Origin of the sequence: Bacillus sp. JJ1503 (assembly GCF_036965125.1) — a bacterium.
In the GTDB taxonomy this organism is placed as follows: Bacteria; Bacillota; Bacilli; order Bacillales; family Cytobacillaceae; genus Cytobacillus.
Genome location: NZ_JBALOZ010000132.1, coordinates 1 through 20,126, shown reverse-complemented (window position 1 = coordinate 20,126; position 20,126 = coordinate 1). Strand labels below are relative to the sequence as shown.

Sequence of the window (20,126 nt, the reverse complement as noted above, 5' to 3'; positions counted from 1 at the left end):
GATTTAATATCTTGATTTAATATAGTTCTAAACTCTTCCGTTTTATTAGTAATGCTGCCTGTTTTACCATTATTAATATCCTTTTGAATATTCTCAGGAAAAATAATAAATTCTTTCTTATCCTTTTTCTCTTTTTCTCTTTCTTGCAATATATTTAATACCATTTGAGCAGTATTAGCCGCAGAGAATTTTTCTTCATTTTTCTTTATAAAAAAGGCTGATTGAGAGAAGAATGTCATGAATGAGATAAAAATAATGGTGAGTATTAATATGGATAGCAGTAATTCCAGTAAAGTAAACCCTTTTTGATTCATTTCTATCCCTCCAACTCAAAGAAAGTACAATCTTCTCAAACACTCTCATTTATTATACAATATGAATCATCCATGAAAAGTTCTATTTAGGTCTTTTTTAGTAGTTTTTGAAAAAATGTAACATTTTGCCTGCAGTTTTTGTGATAAATTGGGATTATAATTTTTTTGGGGGTGTAGAGGAATGATAACTGCTATATTTTTGATAGTTTCGTTGTTAATTCTTACGCCCGTATTGCTTTTGCTGCCGATTGGGTTTCCTAAGAAGTGGAAACTTGTTCTTATTGGTGTTGCATTCTTACTAGCAAATGTAGGACTAATGGCTAATATGCAATTACCAATATATCAAACGATATTGATTATTTTTCTGCTTTGTTTTTTAATTACCCTTTTGATAGAGAAAAGAATAGTGAATGTTACTCAAACGAAAGTAGATTCTAAGCCGATAGAGAAGAAAATCATATCCATAGAAAAAGAAACTTTACATAGAGAAGATGAGAAACCAAATATAGTCATAGAAAAAGAAGCTTTACCCACTGTGCTAAATGAAGTAGCTGCAGCTAGCGAAATTCCTCAAGAAGAGGATGACTTAATGGAGCAGGAAAATTCTCTCTATGAGGAAGACGAGGCTTCTGAGGAAATTCAAATAGTTGCACAAAAAATATTTGATACTGAAACTCCGGTAGATCCTCTAGACTTAGATGAGGATGTTTCATTTCTAGAGAATCGGGTAGCAACGATCACTACTAATGGAGACGTGAGCAGTACAAAGCATCAGGAGAATAATTCTGAAAACGCTTATATGTCAGAAATTGAGAAATTACTCGAAGAAAATGATATAGGGTATGAGGAAACAGAAGAGATGCCTAAAACAATTGATCATGTTCCTCAACCTGTAATGGAAGAATTAGAGGAAATTGTGTTTACTAAAGAGCTTCAAATAGAAGAAGATAATGAGGAAAAAACTGATTTGGATGAAGAAATTGAGATTGAAGAACTAGTATTTCATAAATAAGAGATAAGCAATTGAAGGGGAGTTGGCTAGGTGAAAAACAAGCAAGGAATTAAAATTTTTATTGTGCTTTTCCTTTCTACATTTTTTATCTTTGCCTTCTCGCATTACGGTGCTTCCGCTTTCAATTCGATTATCAATAATGCTGACAACTTTGATGAGAATACAGTGGTTGGAAATGTTAACATTTCGGGCAAAAATGAATCAGAGGCGATGAAAGCTGTAGATGAGCAGCTAACCCTTTGGTTAAATGAAATGGTAATAAATATTCATTTTAAAGAAAATCAGATTCAGTTAGACAATGTTTTGTTTCGTTTTAATATTACTGAATCAGTTAAAACAGCACAAAATGGGCAGCAGAATACGGTAATTGTCCAATTTGAAGAGAACACGTTAGAAGATTCTATCTTGAATTCTTACCCTTTAATAGATTCCCGATCTATTGATTTTGAGAAATTACAGACAGATTTGTTAAAAAGTGCAACACGATTACAATCTGAACAACTTGAATTAAAGCTTGAAGACTATATTACAAGTTCAAGTATTAATGAAGATGTTGTAATTCATGAAGTTCAAGTTAAAACAGATGTAGTTCATTTTAGCAGTATATTAGAAAAGCCTATTGAGATTCCAGCTAATAATAGGTTCTCTTTACTTAAGCTAATAGAAGAAAAAGGGTTTAACAATATGTCTGCAGATGCTCTAAATGCCATAGCCTCTGGCATATATCAATTAATTTTGCCGACTAACTTTGCAATTATTGAAAGAAATATCGGGAATGAAAAGCCTGAATATATTCCATTAGGTTTTGAAGCAAAAGTAGATTCACAAAAAAATATCGATCTTATTTTTGTTAATCCGAATGAAATACCATACGAAATTAATATGCAGTTTTTTGACAGTGTGTTAATCCTTTCGCTCAAAGGGAAATCCTTTTTAAATAAGTATGAGGTTATTTCAAATGATGAACAAAGCTTTAAACCCAAAATTATAAAACAGTATAATTCCTTGTTAAAGCCTAGTGAAAAAGTGGTTGAAAGGCAAGGTAAAGAAGGATTATTTATTAAAGTTTTTCGAGAGATTTATGATGAAAAAGGAGCACTTTTAAGAAGTGAAGCTATTTCAGAAGATTTCTATCCTCCTATTCATCAAATTGAAGTGTACGGTCTCATCAATAAAGCCGATGTTGAAGCTGGCAGCCAGGCAGAGACTGGTTCCGAAAATACTGAGTCTTTAGATGATAATCAACAGAGTAACAATAGCAATCTGACAAGTTCTGATATGGATGAAGAAGCAATTGGAGTGATTAAATCGAATAGTGATCTCTGGGGCAAGCCAATTGAACAAATGAAATAATCATATAAAGCAGGGATAGTATATGAAACAAAATCGGCAGCGGCTTGGTGATTTACTTGTAAATGCTGGCCTTATTACAGAAGAGCAGCTCCTAGTAACATTAAAGGAAAAAAGTGATGGGCAAAAGCTTGGTGATGCCCTTCTTCAAAGGGGATTTATTACGGAACAGCAGCTTATTGAAGTACTTGAATTCCAACTCGGCATTCCACATATAAGCCTGTATCGCTTTCCATTTGATACAAAGCTATTTAATATTATTCCAAAAGAGATAGCAAAGCGTCAGCTCTTAATTCCTATGAAAAGAGACGGGGACAAGCTGTTTGTCGCCATGGCTGATCCAATGGACTTTTTTGCAATAGATGATTTACGTCTGTCAACAGGATTCCAGATTGAGACGGCCATTGCAACGAAAGATGATATTTTAAGAGCGATAAACAAGTATTATGACATCGATGAGGGCTTTGAGGAACTACTGGGTGATGATTCGCAAACAGAGACAGTTCAAGAAGAAAAGATAACAGATCAGGACTCACCAATTGTAAAATTAGTGAACCAAATTTTATCGAATGCTGTTACGATGAAAGCTAGTGATATTCACATTGACCCACAGGAAACGAAGGTTGTTGTTCGTTACAGAATTGATGGGGTCCTAAGAGTGGAACGTGTTCTTCCAAAGCACATGCAGGGTGTTCTGATTGCCAGGATTAAAATAATCGCAAACCTAGATATTACAGAGCACCGCATCCCGCAGGACGGAAGAATAAAAGTAAACCTTGACTTTCATCCTGTTGATTTACGTGTTTCTACCTTGCCAACTGTATTTGGCGAAAAAGTGGTTATGCGGATTCTTGATTTAGGCAGCTCTTTAAATGATATCAAAAAGCTAGGCTTCAATAAATTAAATTTAAAGCGATTTAAAGACATGATCGAAAAGCCAACGGGAATTGTTCTGTTAACAGGACCAACAGGTTCTGGGAAATCATCCACTTTATATGCGGCATTAAACCAGTTAAATAGTGAAGAAGTGAATATTATCACGATTGAAGATCCGGTTGAGTACCAACTTGAGGGCATTAATCAAATTCAAGTAAATTCCAATATCGGTATGACATTTGCGGCAGGATTGCGCTCTATTCTTCGCCAAGACCCAAATATCATTATGGTCGGTGAAATTCGAGATAAGGAAACAGTTGAAGTCGCTATACGAGCCTCACTTACAGGGCATTTAGTATTAAGTACTCTCCATACGAACGACTCTATTGGTACCATTACTAGATTAATGGATATGGGAGTTGAGCCTTTTCTAGTTGCTTCGTCACTTAGTGGAATTGTCGCTCAAAGACTTGTCAGGAGAATTTGCCGAGATTGTGCAGAGGTTATTGCACCTTCTAAGCGAGAGGTAGAGATTTTTGCAAAAAGAGGGATGAGTGTAGATAAAGTCACTCGCGGTCGGGGCTGTTCATCATGTAATATGACAGGCTACAAAGGAAGGATTGCCATTCATGAGGTGCTTGTCGTCAATGATGATATAAGACGCACGATTATGAATGGGGAATCAATTACTAGATTAAGAGAATTAGCGATAAAAAATAAAACGATCTTCCTTATCGATGATGGCTTGTTAAAGGTAAAACAAGGACTAACTACTACTGAAGAAGTATTACGAGTCGCGATACTTGAATAGGGGTGCGAGGAATGAAGGAAAAAATAGATTATTTATTACGCGCCGCATTTGAATTGAAAGCATCAGATTTGCATATAACCGTTGGTGTTCAGCCAATTCTTAGGATAAATGGAGACTTGAAAAAATACGGAAAAGAACCATTATTGCCTGAAGAAACGGAAGGAATGGCAAGGGCGATTATTCCGGAGCATATGTGGGAGCAGTTTAAGGAAAAGGGAGAATTGGATTTCTCCTATGGCATTCCGGGTGTTTCCAGATTTCGTGTGAATACATATCACCAAAGATCGTGTATAGCAATGGCTATTCGGGTTGTACCGACAAAAATTCCAACGATTGAGGAGTTAGAGCTGCCGAATATTTTACGTAAAATAGCCGAAAAGCCACAAGGCCTTGTCCTAGTGACAGGCCCAACAGGCAGCGGTAAATCTACGACACTAGCTTCAATGATCCAGTATATGAATGAAACGATGCGAAAGCATATTATCACACTCGAAGATCCAATTGAGTATTTGCATAAGCACGGAAATTCAATTATTGATCAGAGAGAGGTTGGCTTTGATACGAGGAATTTTGCAAATGGTTTAAGGGCGGCATTACGCCAGGATCCTGACATTATTTTAGTTGGTGAGATGCGTGATTTGGAAACTATTCAAACTGCGATTACGGCTGCTGAAACGGGGCATTTAGTTTTAGGAACCTTACATACATCAAGTGCACCATCGACAATAAATCGTATTATCGATGTATTCCCACCTTCTCAGCAGCCACAAATTCGAATTCAGCTTGCTTCCGTTCTAGTGGCGATTATTTCACAGCGGCTCTTTCAACGAGAAGATATTAAAGGCCGGAAAGCTGCAACTGAAATATTAATTAATAATTCGGCCGTAGCTAATCTTATTCGAAATGAAAAAATCCATCAAATCGTGAATATTATGCAAACGTCACGTGGACAGGGAATGCATACACTTGAGAGCAATATTAAAAGTTTAATTCAGTCCGGCATCATCTCTAAAGACATTGCAGAACCATTCCTGCAGGAGATGTTAACTTAAAATGGGTAGATATAAATATTCCGGCCGAAATCGTAAAGGGAAAATAGAAGGAATAATCAACTCAACATCGAAAAGGGAAGCAATGTTTAAATTAAGAGAGGAAGGAATTAGGGTTTTGGAGATCGCTGAAGTGCCTGAATCCTTCTTAACAAAAGATATTTCAATCGGAAATCCTGTTAAGCTACAGCACTTTGTTATTTACTTAAGACAATTTTCAACATTATTAAAAGCAGGGATATCTGTAGTAGAATCTACAAAAATACTATCTGTACAAACGGAAAGTAAAGCCTTGAAAAAAGCGCTGTTGGCTATTGAAGGAGATTTAAGAGAGGGAAATCCACTCTCGGACGCCGCTGCTAAACATAAAAAAATCTTTACATCGATGTTTATCAATATGGTTCGTGCAGGTGAGGCAGGCGGTAATATGGATGAAACGCTTGAAAGACTTGCTGAACATTTTGAAAAACAGCATAATACTAGGCAGAAAATTACCTCTGCACTAGCCTATCCAATTGTCGTAGGGTTCGTGGCAATTGCTGTTGTTATTTTTCTTTTAGTTTCGGTTGTGCCGACATTTGTTGCGATGTTTGAAGATTTCGGAGGGGAACTGCCGGCAATTACGAAGTTTGTTCTGAGCGCAAGCGAATTTATGCAAACTTATTGGTGGCTAGTTTTAATCTTTTTTATCAGTTTGGTAATTATGATTATAATCCTGAGGAATAATTCGAAGACAAGATATTATTTAGATTATATAATTCTAAGAACCCCTATATTTGGAAAGATGCTGCAAAAAGCAGTAATCGCAAGAATGACAAGGACATTAAGCTCCCTGTTTACGAGTTCTGTCCCCATATTACAGGCCATGACGATAGTTGAAAAAGTAGTTGATAATGAAGTTATGGCAAGGGTTATACGGCAATCAAGAACTTCACTTGAAAAAGGTCAATCATTAACAGAACCAATGAAGAAGCACTGGGCCTTTCCTCCTCTCCTAACACAAATGATTGCTATTGGGGAAGAAACAGGTGCTTTGGACGCCATGCTTGGTAAAGTAGCTGATTTCTATGAAAAAGAGGTAGAAAACAGTACTGATAGAATTAAATCTCTTATTGAACCGTTAATGATTGTTTTCCTTGCGGGCATTGTCGGAACGATTGTGACATCCATAATGGTTCCAATGTTTGAGATCTTTAATCAGGTCGGATAATGTTTTCAAAAAATTAACATTTTATATCTATTATTTTAGTTAGCGTCTAGTATAATTAAATTTAGGTCTTATGTCATGATTTAATATTAATAGAGAGGGAGATTAGTATGTTAAAAAGAATTGGAAAGAGATTGAAGGATCAGCGTGGGTTGACGTTGGTGGAATTATTGGCGGTTGTAGTAATTTTAGGGATTATTGCGGCGATTGCTGTTCCTAGTATTGGGAATGTTATTGCTAAATCAAAATATGATGCGGCGAAGGCAGATGCAATTCAACTAATAAGTGCTGGAAAATTGTATGTCGCGTCTAATGGCGCTCCTGAGACAGCAAATAAAGATATTAAAAGTACTGATTCACCTAACCCCCTTGCTGAGTATATTGAAATCTCGAATAATAACCTAGCATCATGGACTGTAACAATTTCTACAACAGGTGCTGTAACTGTTACTGCCACATCAAATCATAAACCTAAAGCTGGTACAACTACTATAGGAACGACTGTTGCTGAGATTAATGCTTTGAAATATGAAACTGGTGGAAAATAAATTTTTAGGATATAAAATATCTTTTCTAACTAGTGTTAGGAGTGTTAGCGAATGTATTTTCTAATAATCTATATACTAATAATAGGTCTAGCACTCGGTTCATTCTTCAACGTCGTTGGCCTCCGCGTCCCACAAAACCAATCCATTGTGGCACCGCGTTCAGCCTGTCCAAATTGTCATCATAAGCTCAATCCTTATGAGCTGATACCGGTTCTATCATACATCATCCAAGGGGGGAAATGCCGCCAATGCAAGGTGCGCATTTCTCCTATTTATCCATTAATGGAGCTGCTAACAGGATTGCTGTTTGCGGCAGCACCGTTAATATTAGGTTGGTCAAGTGAGCTGTTTGTTGCTTGGACGTTAATTTCATTATTTATGATTATTTTTGTATCTGATATCAAGTATATGATTATCCCTGATAAAGTTTTACTTGTGTTTACAGGGATTTTTTTATTAGAACGGATTCTCATTCCTCTTGAACCATGGTGGAATTCCCTTCTAGGGGCAGCTGTTGGTTTTTCTCTCCTGCTTTTTATCGCAATTATTAGTAAAGGAGGTATGGGGGGAGGAGATATTAAGCTTTTTGCCCTTATTGGCCTTGTGGTTGGATTGAAAGTAGTTCTATTATCTTTCTTTCTAGCAACCTTATATGGGGCGGTTTTTGGTATAATTGGATTACTAACCGGTAAGCTGAAAAGGAAAAATCCAATTCCGTTTGGTCCGTTTATTGTTGCAGGAACACTGACTGCCTATTTTTATGGAGATTTGATCCTCGAAAGTTACTTTCGCTTATTTGCATCTTGATTTTAGTAAGGGGTTTAATAAATGGCACTTTCCCTTTTTTCGCGAAAAAACCGTATCATTAATCTGATTATTAATGACTATTCGATTCGGTTTGTCGAATTGAAGCAAACGAATCCGCTTAGTATCCAAAGATGGGGAGAGCGGTTTATTCCGTTTGGGATTGTCAGAGACGGAAAAATTATTGACCATGAAACATTAGAAATGATTCTTGAAGAATGTATTACTGATTGGAAAATTCAGAAGCGCGCTGTTCGATTTATCGTTCCTGATTCCTTTGTCATTATTCGAAAGGTAAATATTCCTGGCGATGTTAAGGACGATGAAACCAATGGCTTTTTATATCTAGAACTTGGCACAAGTATTCATCTTCCATTTGATGAGCCTGTATTTGACACGTATACGGTGAGAAAAGAAAAGGATAAAAAAGAAATTTTAATATTTGCGGCACAGGAAGAGAATGTCTTAGACTATGCCGGCCTATTCACGAATGTAAAGCTTGTCCCTGAAGCTGCTGATGTTTCTTCACTTTCTCTTTACCGGCTTTATCATCATTTAGGGATGCCTGATCAAGATGAGCGGCTCTTAATGATTCAATTTGATATTAATATGGTTAACCTCTGCATTTTTGAAAACCAGCTACCTCTATTTATGCATCATTTGGTGTTCGATTTTGAAGAAGATAAATGGGAGATCAAATCAGGCAAAAACGGGTCAAGTGAGCTTCAATATTACGGGGATCCAGAGGCTTTGCTGTTTCAACTAGAGGACATATATAAAGAGATAAGTAAATTCATGGATTTCTACCGATATTCAATTAATCAGGGAAAACAGCAGGTATCCAAAATTTTCTTAAATGGTGATCATCCTCACCTTGACATCATCAAAAAAGAGGTAGAAAACCGATTTGACCTTCCACATCAAACGATTAATTCAAACTCAATTCCTTCAGCAACAGAAGAAAAGCTGCCAAGATCTCATTATCTGGCTCTTGGGCTTGCATTGAAAGAGGTGTAAGTATGCTCATCGAAATCAACCTATTGCCAAAAAAGGAATCGAGGAATACATCTCTTGTCATGTTAGCTTGTGTGTTAGGTATTATATTGCTTTTGGGAATCGGATCTGCTGTTTGGGTTGGGCAAAGTTATAAAGGAAAACTTGACTCAATTACACAGCAGCAATCACAAATACAGAAATTAATTGCTATAGAACAAGAAAAAGTGGCGAATGCAGAGTCCCTTAATTCATTGGATGAGCTCGAAAAGGCAGTAAATTGGGCTCATGATTACCCGATCAAAACAGTCCCTATTTTAAGGAAGTTTACTGCCCTACTGCCAGAAAGAGGCTTTGTTCAAACCTTTAGCTACGAGGAAACGGGTAATATTGTGATAACTGTTCAGTTCGATACAAGTCGCGAAGCATCCTATTACTTAAAATCTATGCTGGATTCAGATTGGATTGAAGATGCCGCTATCCGTACTTTAACTACGACTAATATATCAGAGGAAGATAGCAACGAAGGACACATACTGGAGCCAGATAAGGAAAAAATTCTGCCTCGCTACCTTGCTGAATACGAAATTATTATAAATCGATCGGTTATTAAACAGGATGTAGAGTTAGTTGAAAATGGGGGGGATGAATCATGACCCTTCTTTCTTCAAAAAAAGAAAAATTTATAGGGATTACTGGCTTTATCATATTAGTTTTAATTTTTTTAGGTATCTACTTTCTTTATATTCAGCCGCTAAGGTTTACGCTAGCCAGTAAACAACGGGAGTTGCAAACGGAGGAACAGCTCCTTGCAGTTATTGAAAGTCAGATTAAAAAAACAGACTCTAATACGTATGAAGGAACAGAAGCACTTCAAAAAAAAGTCCCTGTAAAGCCGCTGGTTGAACAACTGCTTCTTGATATTGAAAAGGCTGAAACGGTATCTGGGAGTTTTGTTTCAAATATGGAGTTTTCAACAGATGAAATGGAAGAAGAAGCACAGGGTGAAACAGAGGATTCAATTTTAGAAGAATCGCCATCCGATCAAGAGGAAGAAGAAAATTCATCCATTCCCATGCCAGCTGGGATGAGAAAAACAACAGTTTTACTAACCGTTAAATCCTCTAATTATTTTGAAATGGAGAAATTTATAGAGACGCTAGAATCAGAAAATCGGATCATTCTTGTTGAGAACCTTAATATTTTCGGTCAGGAAGAGATTGTTTCTACAGATCAAGAGAAACAGACAATTGAATCGAAAATAACTATTTCCGCTTTTTATATGCCGACTTTAACTGACCTAACAGATCAGCTTCCAAAAATGGAGGTTCCAAAGACAAGCGATAAAAAGAATCCGTTTAGCATGTCTGGAAATATTTCAAATCAAGCAAACAAAGAACAATAAAAAATTTGACGAAAATCCCCCGTAACAAGACGACAAAAGTCTTGTTATTTTTTTTTTTCGATATGTTAGGATGAAACTTAATCATCAATCGACATGGAAGGAGGACGAATGGTGGAAGGCCGGGAAAAAGGTAGAACCATTACGATAAAAATAAATGGCGAGCATCGGTCCTACGAAGAAAACCTTGTGGAAGAAAATCAAAAAGAGGATATAAAAATTGAGCATTTACAACAGGAAGGCAGAACAGAAAATTGGGACAATATGTCTTTGGAAGAATCGGCAGCCGCTAAGGAAACAGCTGATGATGATAGCTTTGATTGGATTCTGCCAGAAGACACGATAGAAGAAACAGATTTAAAAGAGTATAATATAGCTGCACAAACGAAGAAATCTAGTAAAAAAGGAAATGGGACATTCGGCCAAAGCTTTAAAAAGAATAGGCATAAGGGATTTCTCACATCCGTATTCATAACAGTATTTTTTGCTATTTTACTAGGGACAGGCTTTGGATTTATCATGTTAAAGCTAGTCATCACTGAAAATTCAGCAGAAATTGAACAGCCGGTTATTGCCGAGCCAGCCGTAGAGGAAGTGGTCAAACAACCTGAAGGTTCTGAAACAGCCGTTTTACAACCTCTATCAACCTTTGTTATCCAAGGTGGTGTTTTCTCTAATATTGAAGCAGCTAGGCAAATCGAAGGGGATCACATACAAAAAGGAATCCCTTCAAAGGTTATTGATATAAATGGACAGGCCGTACTTTATTTAAGTATTGCCTCAAGTATTGAAGACGCCAAAGAAATAGGGAATCAATTCAAGGACAAAGGATATGAAGCTTTTGCAAAGCCTATCACTTTAGATGAGAAATCACTAGAGGGGCTTCTAGCAGTGGAGAAAAAAATAATCGATGCTGCCCCCGGTATTTTTCAAGCTATCGCAGAGGGAGCAACGGAAGCAGCTACGAAACAAACATTATCTGATGCTAATGTTGATAAGATAGCAGCCCAAATTGAAAGCATAAAGACCGATAAAGGTGATCAGCTAAAAAACAAAGGGATCATTTCTTTAAATAATGAACTAAATCATGCCCATCAACAGTTAATGGCATATAAAGAGTCAAAGGATTCCGCAGCTTTAACAAAGGTTCAACAGCATTTTCTTGAATTTTTTTCGGTTTATCAAGCATTGTAAAAGTACATATTTTTATGTGCATAAAAAAGTAGTTGAAAGGTTAATTGTGTTTTATAAATGAAAGTTCAAGTGCTTATATAGTACCTAAATGCTTTTAAGTCTAACAAAATCAAGTTTCGACATTAACCTCCCTTAATCGAATATTTTCTGGGAAATAACGCAAATTATTGGAGTCTGTTCTTACTTTTTCGACAGACTCCTTATTTATTTTGATAAGGTAAAGGGTTAAAGTGGTTAATCACATTAAAGATTTATTATTTGCTGTTATAAAATTGTTTGTCCTGCTGAATTTTGGTACGATATAGATGTATCTCCCAATATGATACAAATTTAAGGTAAGGTGATTATATGAAAAACCTCATTCTAGCCTCTTCTTCTCCACGACGAAAAGAACTTCTTGAAAATCTTCATTTAACCTTTGAAGTATCCAGCAGCGATGTCGATGAAAGCTTTGACCCGGCATTAACACCGGGTGAAGTTGTCATGGAGCTCAGCAATAGAAAGGCAAAGGCAGTAAGTTTACAAAACCGAGAGTCATTTGTCATTGGTGCAGATACGGTAGTAGTCCTTGAAGGAGCCGTATTAGGAAAGCCGAAGGACAGAACAGAAGCCTACACGATGCTAAAAAGTCTATCGGGTAAAACTCATTCTGTATATACAGGGGTATCCATAATCGCACCGGAAAAAGAAAAGAATTTCTATTTAAAAACAGATGTGGTGTTTTGGGAGCTTTCAGATGAAGAAATAAATGCTTACATTGACACCAGTGAACCCTTTGATAAGGCAGGAGCATACGGAATTCAAGGCTTCGGAAGCGTTCTCGTCAAGGAAATCAATGGCGATTATTTTTCTGTTGTTGGTCTGCCAGTTTCTAGGACAGTTCGTGAATTAAGAAATGCAGGATATTTCCAACCAATTCCACAGAAAGCAAATTCATCTTAATCTCCCTCGCGCCCATTGTAAGGGAGGAAATGAAACAATGGAAACACAAAGCTTAATGATCAAGGATTTTCCGCAGGATGAACGTCCAAGGGAACGCTTTATCCAAAATGGACCTCAAAGCTTAGCTACCCATGAACTTGTTGCCATCCTTCTTCGTACCGGTACAAAGGATGAATCAGTTCTGCAATTATCTAATAGGCTCCTTACTCACTTTGAAGGCTTACGGCTATTAGAGGATGCATCTTTAAATGAAATCACTTCCATAAAAGGCATTGGTACAGCTAAAGCCATTCAGCTTTTGGCAGCCGTTGAAATTGGCAGAAGAATATCCAATTTATCCTATGACGACCGTTATACGATCCGCTCTCCAGAGGACGGGGCAAAATATGTCATGAACGACATGCGCTTCCTATCTCAGGAGCATTTTGTTTGCCTCTATCTAAATACAAAAAACCAAGTTCTTCACAAGCAAACGGTTTTTATCGGCAGCCTAAATGCCTCGATCGTGCACCCAAGGGAGGTATTCAAAGAAGCGTTCCGGCGTTCAGCTGCTTCAATCATTTGTGCCCATAATCATCCTTCTGGTGATCCCGCGCCAAGCAGAGAGGACATCGAAGTAACGAAAAGGCTTTCTGAGTGCGGTAAAATAATTGGCATTGAGGTGCTCGATCATCTCATTATTGGAGAAAATAAATTTGTGAGTCTGAAGGAAAAAGGGTATTTATAGCACTATGTTTTTATTTGACGATAAGCTATAATATTGTTTATGCTTTTTTACGTGAATGATTATAATCACCTATTCAAAAAGTAACTTTTTTATGAAAATAAATATACTAGTCAGCTAGCAGCTGGCTCTGTTCATTTTCGCATTTCGTATCAGAAAGGGAGATACAAACGATGTTTGGAACTAAGGATCTTGGAATTGATTTAGGAACAGCTAATACACTTGTATATGTAAAGGGAAAAGGAATTGTTGTAAGAGAGCCTTCAGTAGTTGCTTTGCAAACAGATACAAAACATATCGTGGCTGTGGGGAATGATGCAAAAAACATGATCGGCCGGACACCAGGGAATATCGTAGCACTTCGCCCAATGAAGGATGGGGTTATTGCTGATTATGAGACAACAGCCGTCATGATGAAATACTATATTAAGCAAGCAAATAAAAGCAAAGGACTGTTCTCTGGAAAGCCATATGTGATGGTTTGTGTACCGTCAGGGATTACTGCAGTTGAGCAACGTGCAGTTATAGACGCTACTCGTCAGGCAGGTGCTAGAGATGCATACCCAATTGAGGAGCCCTTTGCAGCGGCAATTGGTGCAAATCTTCCTGTATGGGAGCCTACTGGCAGCATGGTCGTTGATATTGGTGGAGGAACAACTGAGGTAGCGATCATTTCTTTAGGTGGTATTGTAACTAGCCAGTCCGTTCGTGTAGCTGGAAATAATATGGATGAAGCGATTATCAATTACATTCGTAAACACTATAATCTTTTGATTGGTGATCGTACATCTGAAACGATTAAGGTCGAAGTTGGTTCAGCGGGTGATCCTAACGGTATCGATAATATTGAAATACGCGGACGTGATCTTTTAACTGGACTTCCTAAGACTATTGAAATAACAGCTGAGGAAATTTCTAAAGCTCTGCATGACACAGTTTATGCCATTGTTGACGCTGTAAAAGTAACACTAGAGAAAACGCCACCAGAGCTTGCAGCAGATATTATGGATCGCGGGATAGTTTTGACTGGCGGAGGCGCCTTACTTCGAAACTTGGACAAGGTAATTAGTGAAGAAACGAAAATGCCAGTATTAATTGCTGAAAATCCGCTTGATTGTGTAGCGATTGGTACGGGAAAAGCACTGGATCACATTGATTTATTTAAAAATAAATCAAGGGATTCCCGTTAATATCATGATTGAAGCCCATTCACCTAAAATAGTGACTGGGCTCCAATCGTGTTTATGATAAGACAGTTCCTAGATCTTGTTTTAGATATACAATGCTCTTCGTACATTTCTTATATAAATAGTAAATTGAGGTGTTAAAAATGCCACAATTCTTTTTGAATAAACGCCTGATTCTTTTGCTTGTTAGCATCATTATTCTCGTGGCATTGATTGGGTTTTCATTAAAGGAACGTGAACAATTAAGCTGGCCAGAGCAATTTATCAAGGATACCACTGGATGGATTCAAACTGCCATTTCACGCCCAACTCATTATGTTGCTGGTTTCTTTGAAAATTTGCAAGACTTGCAAAATACATATACAGAAAATAAAGAGTTAAAAAAGCGGCTGGATGAACTCGCACGTCTTGAAGCAGATGTACAAATGTTTAAAAAGGACAATGCTGAGCTTCGTGAAATTCTTGATAAAAAGGAATCGTTAAGTGAATTTGATCCAATACAAGCTACAGTAATTGGAAGAAACCCTGACCGATGGACCGACCTTCTTATTATCAATAAAGGGTCTAAAGATGGCATTAAACAAAATATGGCTGTCATTACTGCAAATGGTTTGATCGGGAAGGTGAAAAGCAGTCAGCCTCTAACTTCTACAGTACAGCTATTAAGTGCGATGGATCCGACAAATCGTATATCGGCTGAAATTCAGGCAGATGGAAATAGCTATTATGGCCTAATTGAAGGATATGACAAAGATAAAGGACTTCTATTACTGAAAAGGATTCCATTTGATGCAAAAGTAGAAAAGGGGCAAAATGTCATTAGCTCCGGTAAGGGCGGGGTATTTCCAAAGAATCTTCCGATTGGAAAGGTAGTTGAAGTTGCACCTGCTGAATATGGACTAACTTTAACAGCTTATGTGAAGCCAGGGGCAAATTTATATGATATTGAGCATGTGATGGTTGTAAATAGGAAAGCTTTACAGCCTGACTTGGAAGAAATGATAGATGATAAGGAGGAGGAACTGTGAGAAAATTCCTTCTTCCTCTTTTATTCATTTTGATTTTCATTGCAGAAAGCATTTTTGTAGAGCTAATGCCCGAAAAAGCTTTTGGAGAAGCTTATATTATTGTGCCCAGGTTTTTAATAATTGCTTTAACTTTTCTAACAGTTTATGGACCTGGAAAATATGGGATCATTTATAGCTTCTTTGTTGGACTTCTATTTGATATTGTTTATACCGAAATTATCGGGATTTATTTGTTTATGTTGCCATTAGTTTCCTATATTATTCTGAAGCTAATGAAAATATTACAAACCAATATTGTCATTGTTTCAATTGTTGCCTTGATTGGGGTGCTGCTTCTGGAGTTAGGAGTTTATGAAATGTATTTCCTAATTCATCGAACCAACATGCCATTTTCTACTTTCATGTCACTTCGTTTTTTGCCAACAGCGATTTTTAATTTAATTTTCATTATTATTGCAGCTTATCCGCTCAAAAAGCATTATGATAAACTAGTAGCAAGCTTGGATATATAATACCGTTCATAGTAAAAATTAAATTCCCACACTTTCCATCAATGAATTCTTATCCTAAAAAGGATTTTTTAGCCTTTCTGTCGAATTCTTTTTATTTATGGAGCGTATAAAGCGCTTGCGCTTTTCTTATGAGGTGAACATCTTGACATGAAGAAATTCCAAAATATAACGATTAAAGGGACAAAGGATGGGTTAATACTCCATCTCGATGATTCCTGTTCTTATGAAGATTTAAAAAAAGAGTTAGATATTAAGCTTTCTGAAAGCTCGAGATCACGTGAAGATCGCCTAATCACAGTAAAGGTTCAGGTTGGCAACAGATATTTATCGAACGATCAGGAAGAAGAACTAAAAGAGCTAATTCGACAAAAGAAAAATCTTGTTGTAGATTCAATCATTTCCAATGTCGTTTCGAAAGAAGAAGCAGCAAAATTAAAAGAAGAAACCGAAATTATACCTATTGCTAGAATTATTAGGTCTGGTCAAGTATTACATGTACAAGGCGATCTCCTCCTCGTTGGGGATGTTAATCCTGGAGGGACAGTGATTGCAGGCGGAAATATTTATATTATGGGGACCTTAAAGGGGATAGCACATGCGGGCTTTTATGGAAATAAAGAAGCAATTGTTGCAGCATCTAGCATGAAGCCTTCACAATTGCGCATTGCATCTTGTATAACAAGAGCTCCTGATCAAAATCAGGACCAGGAAAAAAGAGAAATGGAATGTGCTTACATAAATGAACAAGATCAAATAACAGTAGATAGATTACAAGTGTTGATGCATCTAAGACCAAACATTACGAGATTGGAAGGGGGACAATAGGATGGGAGTAGCAATTGTCATAACATCAGGTAAAGGTGGAGTTGGAAAAACGACAACTTCAGCTAATATTGGAACAGCTTTAGCTCTGCAAGGAAAAAGAGTTTGCCTCGTCGATACAGACATTGGCCTCCGTAATTTAGATGTGGTGATGGGACTTGAAAACCGTATTATCTATGATTTAGTCGATGTATTAGAGGGACGGTGCAAGATTCATCAGGCACTTGTAAAAGATAAACGGTTTGAAGATCTGCTTTATTTATTGCCTGCCGCACAAACGAGTGATAAAACCGCAGTCACTCCTGAGCAAATGAAGGTACTCGTTAATGAATTAAAACAAGACTATGATTATATCATTATTGATTGTCCTGCAGGTATTGAGCATGGATACCGCAATGCAGTTGCAGGTGCTGATAAAGCAATTGTTGTGACAACACCAGAAGTTTCAGCTGTTCGAGACGCAGACCGTATTATTGGTCTGCTTGAAAAAGAAGAAAATGTTGAAGCGCCAAGGCTAGTGATTAACCGGATCCGCAGTCAAATGATGAAAAATGGGGATATGCTCGATGTGGATGAGATTGCCGCTCATCTGTCTATCGAATTAATAGGCATTGTGGCAGATGATGATGAAGTCATTAAAGCTTCAAATCACGGAGAACCAATTGCATTAAACCCTAATAGCAAAGCTTCTATTGCTTATAGAAACATTGCCCGCCGAATATTAGGAGAATCGATTCCCCTCCAGCCTCTGGAGGAAGATAATGTAGGCGTTTTCTCAAAAATTAAAAAGTTTTTTGGTGTCAAGTAAAAGTCAGGGAAATTCCTTGGCTTTTTTATTTTAAATAAATAGCCTCTCGTTTCTTCTTCTAGAAGATTCAATTTATTTCAAGTCATACTCCCATTGGACAACTCATAGACTTGTACAAAAGAATCGTAAGGGAATGGTGGGGGCGTATGAGATCACGAGCAGACGAAATACGAAAGCGGATGGAACGAAGAAAAAGAGAACGAGAGCGAATGTCAAAACCGATAACAAAACAAAATCTGTGGACGGAAGATGAAGAAAGATATGGCTTTGATAGGATTTCTTCGTATGACGGCAAAGGGGAAGAAAGCTTTCATCCTTTATTCCGAAAAGAACATTTCTTATTTAAAATACTTGCCTCTGCATGCCTATTTTTAATTATCGCCATCATGTTCAAAAACAATACTGGAACCTTTGAACCTGCGAGGAACTTTGTCATGAAAGCGATGGAAAATGACTTTCAATTTGTGACTGTTGCGAATTGGTATGAAGATAAATTCGGCAAACCCCTTGCCCTTTTACCATTTAAGGATGAGAAGGAAGGGAAAAAGGAGTTATCCCCAAAAACGGAGTATGCTTTGCCGGCTTCAGCTAGAATTCTTGAGGATTTTCAAGAAAATGGGCAGAGAATTACAATTGAAACGAGCAAGGATGCTGCTGTTATCGCCATGAGTGAAGGTTTAGTTAAATTTGCGGGGAAAAAGGACGGCTTTGGAAAAACCGTCATTATTAGCCACGCTGATAATAGTGAATCATGGTATGGGAATTTAGAGGAAATTAACGTGAATCTCATGGAGTATGCTGAAAAAGGCACTGAATTGGGTAAGTCAACTGCAATGGAGGATGGAATGAAGGGTTCCTTTTATTTTGCTATTAAAAAGGGTGATGATTTCGTTGACCCGATACAGGTGATCCCATTTGAATAAATTTGCAGGATTGATAAAATATATTTATATTCACCCGCTTCTTTGGGTTGTTATTGGATTAGCTGTGATGACCGCTCATTTTATAGAATTGTCTCTGTTTTTGCTAATAATTTTTGTTCATGAAATGGGGCATGCGGCAGCAGCGTCTTTTTTTTCGTGGAGGATTAAAAGGATTGCCTTGCTGCCATTTGGTGGGGTTGCGGAAATAGAGGAGCATGGAAATCGCCCTTTAAAGGAAGAACTGATTGTTATCCTATCAGGGCCTCTCCAGCACATTTGGATGATGGGGGCTGCTTACCTTCTTTATGAGCTTTCATTTCTTTCAGAAGGCATGTACGAGCTGTTCATTCAGTATAATTTAATGGTCTTATTATTTAATCTGCTGCCCATTTGGCCGCTTGATGGTGGAAAGATCGTTTTTCTATTCTTATCCATCTATCAATCATTTCCAAATGCACATCGGAGAGCTTTGCTAATTTCTGCTGTTTGTACATTGCTTTTTTCAGTTTTTATCTTAATATTTTCACCAATCAATTTAAATATTTGGGTAGTGATCGCCTTTTTGTTATTTTCACTGTACCATGAATGGAAACAAAGCCGTTACGTTTTCATGCGTTTTCTGCTTGAAAGATATTACGGGAAGAATAGTGACTTTCGTCAGCTAAAGCCCATTGTAGTGAAAGAGGATGAAATGGTTATGCATGTGCTCGAGAAATTTCAGCGCGGCTTTAAGCATCCGATTATTATTGAAAAAGACGGGAAAGAAAAGGGTTCAATGGACGAAAACGAGCTTTTACATGCTTATTTTACGGAAAAAATGGTAACATCCCGTATTGGAGATCTACTCTATGTTTATTAGAAGTTAAAGTGAGGAACTATTTTGTATACATTGATTATTAATCATTTAACTAGGGAAAAACGGTTTGCTTTAGTAAAAAATAATGTGGTGGAAAAGCTATTTATTCAACAGCCGAAGCAACAGTCAGCTGTAAGCAAAATTTATTTAGGAATAGTTGAAAAAGTGCTACCCGGAATGAATGCCGCCTTTGTGGATATTGGCGAGGAAAAGAGCGGGTACCTACATCGGGATAAAATGGCATCTTTTGTACAGGCAGAGGAAGATGGAGCTGAAAGTGTTTCTTCCTATGCTCATCAAGGCGAAAGGCTGCTTGTTCAAGTAGAAAAGGATGCAGCAGGAACAAAGGGACCGCGTCTCTCTGGTATCATTGAGCTGCAAGGAAATCATTTAATTTACATGCCTCGTGGACGTTATGTCGCCGTATCCAAAAAAATTGAAGATAGCCAAGAAAGAGAAAAGCTGCGGGAGCTTGGCCATGAAATGAAGGAGCCAGAAGAGGGTCTTATTTTTCGAACATCTTCAAAAGGCACACAAAAAGAACAGTTATTAGCCGAGCTTGAACAGCATCGGCTTAAATATAACGAGATCCTTCAAACGGCTGGTGTTTTAAGAAAGCCAGGATGTGTGCTGGAGCGAAATTCATTGATTGATGAAATTTCTGAGGAGATAGAAAGATTAGAAATAAATGAAATTATTGTGGATGATTCCGCTTTTAAGGTTGAGCTTCAGAAGAAATTTCAATGCTCCATTCAGCTATATAG

At 37.4% G+C, this 20,126-nt stretch carries 22 protein-coding genes; 21 read left to right on the top strand and 1 reads right to left on the bottom strand.

Features of this window, described 5'->3' with window-relative positions:
* A partial coding sequence (locus tag V7149_RS11535) for a prepilin-type N-terminal cleavage/methylation domain-containing protein (protein WP_335345774.1) occupies positions 1-314 on the bottom strand: 314 nt, incomplete at its 3' end.
* 181 nt (positions 315-495) lie between these two features.
* Here V7149_RS11535 and V7149_RS11530 point away from each other — a divergent pair.
* The 21 genes from V7149_RS11530 to V7149_RS11430 form a co-directional block, all read left to right on the top strand.
* Positions 496-1,326 (top strand): hypothetical protein, encoded by an 831-nt coding sequence (locus V7149_RS11530; RefSeq protein ID WP_335345773.1) that lies wholly within the window; start codon positions 496-498, stop codon positions 1,324-1,326.
* Between the two features lie 30 nt (positions 1,327-1,356).
* Complete coding sequence (locus V7149_RS11525; protein WP_335345772.1) at positions 1,357-2,679, top strand: hypothetical protein; 1,323 nt, start codon at positions 1,357-1,359, stop codon at positions 2,677-2,679.
* Between the two features lie 22 nt (positions 2,680-2,701).
* Positions 2,702-4,363 carry a GspE/PulE family protein gene (locus tag V7149_RS11520; RefSeq protein WP_335345771.1) on the top strand — a complete coding sequence of 554 codons (1,662 nt, stop codon included), beginning with the start codon at positions 2,702-2,704 and terminating at the stop codon, positions 4,361-4,363.
* An 11-nt stretch (positions 4,364-4,374) separates the two neighbouring features.
* The gene (locus V7149_RS11515) at positions 4,375-5,415 is read left to right on the top strand and encodes a type IV pilus twitching motility protein PilT (protein WP_335345770.1); all 1,041 of its coding nucleotides are present in this window, start codon (positions 4,375-4,377) and stop codon (positions 5,413-5,415) included.
* A 1-nt stretch (position 5,416) separates the two neighbouring features.
* Positions 5,417-6,622: a type II secretion system F family protein gene (locus V7149_RS11510; RefSeq protein WP_335345769.1), complete on the top strand. Its 1,206-nt coding sequence runs from the start codon at positions 5,417-5,419 to the stop codon at positions 6,620-6,622.
* 107 nt (positions 6,623-6,729) lie between these two features.
* The gene (locus V7149_RS11505; protein ID WP_335345768.1) at positions 6,730-7,167 is read left to right on the top strand and encodes a type IV pilin protein; all 438 of its coding nucleotides are present in this window, start codon (positions 6,730-6,732) and stop codon (positions 7,165-7,167) included.
* Positions 7,168-7,218: 51 nt separating this feature from the next.
* The gene (locus V7149_RS11500; RefSeq protein WP_335345767.1) at positions 7,219-7,974 is read left to right on the top strand and encodes a prepilin peptidase; all 756 of its coding nucleotides are present in this window, start codon (positions 7,219-7,221) and stop codon (positions 7,972-7,974) included.
* Between the two features lie 21 nt (positions 7,975-7,995).
* Positions 7,996-8,988 (top strand): type IV pilus biogenesis protein PilM, encoded by a 993-nt coding sequence (gene pilM / locus V7149_RS11495; RefSeq protein ID WP_335345766.1) that lies wholly within the window; start codon positions 7,996-7,998, stop codon positions 8,986-8,988.
* Between the two features lie 2 nt (positions 8,989-8,990).
* Positions 8,991-9,620, top strand: a complete 630-nt coding sequence (locus tag V7149_RS11490) for a fimbrial protein (RefSeq protein ID WP_335345765.1) — start codon at positions 8,991-8,993, stop codon at positions 9,618-9,620.
* Complete coding sequence (locus V7149_RS11485) at positions 9,617-10,369, top strand: pilus assembly protein PilO (RefSeq protein ID WP_335345764.1); 753 nt, start codon at positions 9,617-9,619, stop codon at positions 10,367-10,369. The genes V7149_RS11490 and V7149_RS11485 overlap by 4 nt, the downstream gene beginning before the upstream one ends.
* Before the next feature lie 108 nt (positions 10,370-10,477).
* Positions 10,478-11,560 (top strand): hypothetical protein, encoded by a 1,083-nt coding sequence (locus V7149_RS11480; RefSeq protein WP_335345763.1) that lies wholly within the window; start codon positions 10,478-10,480, stop codon positions 11,558-11,560.
* 348 nt (positions 11,561-11,908) lie between these two features.
* Positions 11,909-12,502 (top strand): Maf family protein, encoded by a 594-nt coding sequence (locus V7149_RS11475; protein WP_335345762.1) that lies wholly within the window; start codon positions 11,909-11,911, stop codon positions 12,500-12,502.
* Positions 12,503-12,539: 37 nt separating this feature from the next.
* Positions 12,540-13,229, top strand: a complete 690-nt coding sequence (gene radC, locus V7149_RS11470) for a RadC family protein (protein WP_335345761.1) — start codon at positions 12,540-12,542, stop codon at positions 13,227-13,229.
* A gap of 170 nt (positions 13,230-13,399) precedes the next feature.
* Positions 13,400-14,416 carry a rod shape-determining protein gene (locus V7149_RS11465; RefSeq protein WP_335345760.1) on the top strand — a complete coding sequence of 339 codons (1,017 nt, stop codon included), beginning with the start codon at positions 13,400-13,402 and terminating at the stop codon, positions 14,414-14,416.
* Between the two features lie 140 nt (positions 14,417-14,556).
* Positions 14,557-15,441 carry a rod shape-determining protein MreC gene (gene mreC / locus V7149_RS11460; RefSeq protein ID WP_335345759.1) on the top strand — a complete coding sequence of 295 codons (885 nt, stop codon included), beginning with the start codon at positions 14,557-14,559 and terminating at the stop codon, positions 15,439-15,441.
* Positions 15,438-15,953, top strand: a complete 516-nt coding sequence (gene mreD / locus V7149_RS11455) for a rod shape-determining protein MreD (RefSeq protein ID WP_335345758.1) — start codon at positions 15,438-15,440, stop codon at positions 15,951-15,953. Before mreC ends, mreD begins: the two co-directional genes overlap by 4 nt.
* A 147-nt stretch (positions 15,954-16,100) precedes the next feature.
* Positions 16,101-16,778 (top strand): septum site-determining protein MinC, encoded by a 678-nt coding sequence (minC, locus tag V7149_RS11450; RefSeq protein ID WP_335345757.1) that lies wholly within the window; start codon positions 16,101-16,103, stop codon positions 16,776-16,778.
* Position 16,779: 1 nt separating this feature from the next.
* Complete coding sequence (gene minD / locus V7149_RS11445; protein WP_335345756.1) at positions 16,780-17,583, top strand: septum site-determining protein MinD; 804 nt, start codon at positions 16,780-16,782, stop codon at positions 17,581-17,583.
* 146 nt (positions 17,584-17,729) lie between these two features.
* On the top strand, positions 17,730-18,506 hold the full coding sequence (locus tag V7149_RS11440) for a M23 family metallopeptidase (RefSeq protein WP_335345755.1): 777 nt from the start codon (positions 17,730-17,732) through the stop codon (positions 18,504-18,506).
* A complete protein-coding gene (locus tag V7149_RS11435; protein ID WP_335345754.1) occupies positions 18,499-19,365 on the top strand; it encodes a M50 family metallopeptidase in 867 nt (288 codons plus the stop codon). Before V7149_RS11440 ends, V7149_RS11435 begins: the two co-directional genes overlap by 8 nt.
* Positions 19,366-19,386: 21 nt before the next feature.
* A partial coding sequence (locus V7149_RS11430) for a ribonuclease E/G (RefSeq protein ID WP_335345753.1) occupies positions 19,387-20,126 on the top strand: 740 nt, incomplete at its 3' end.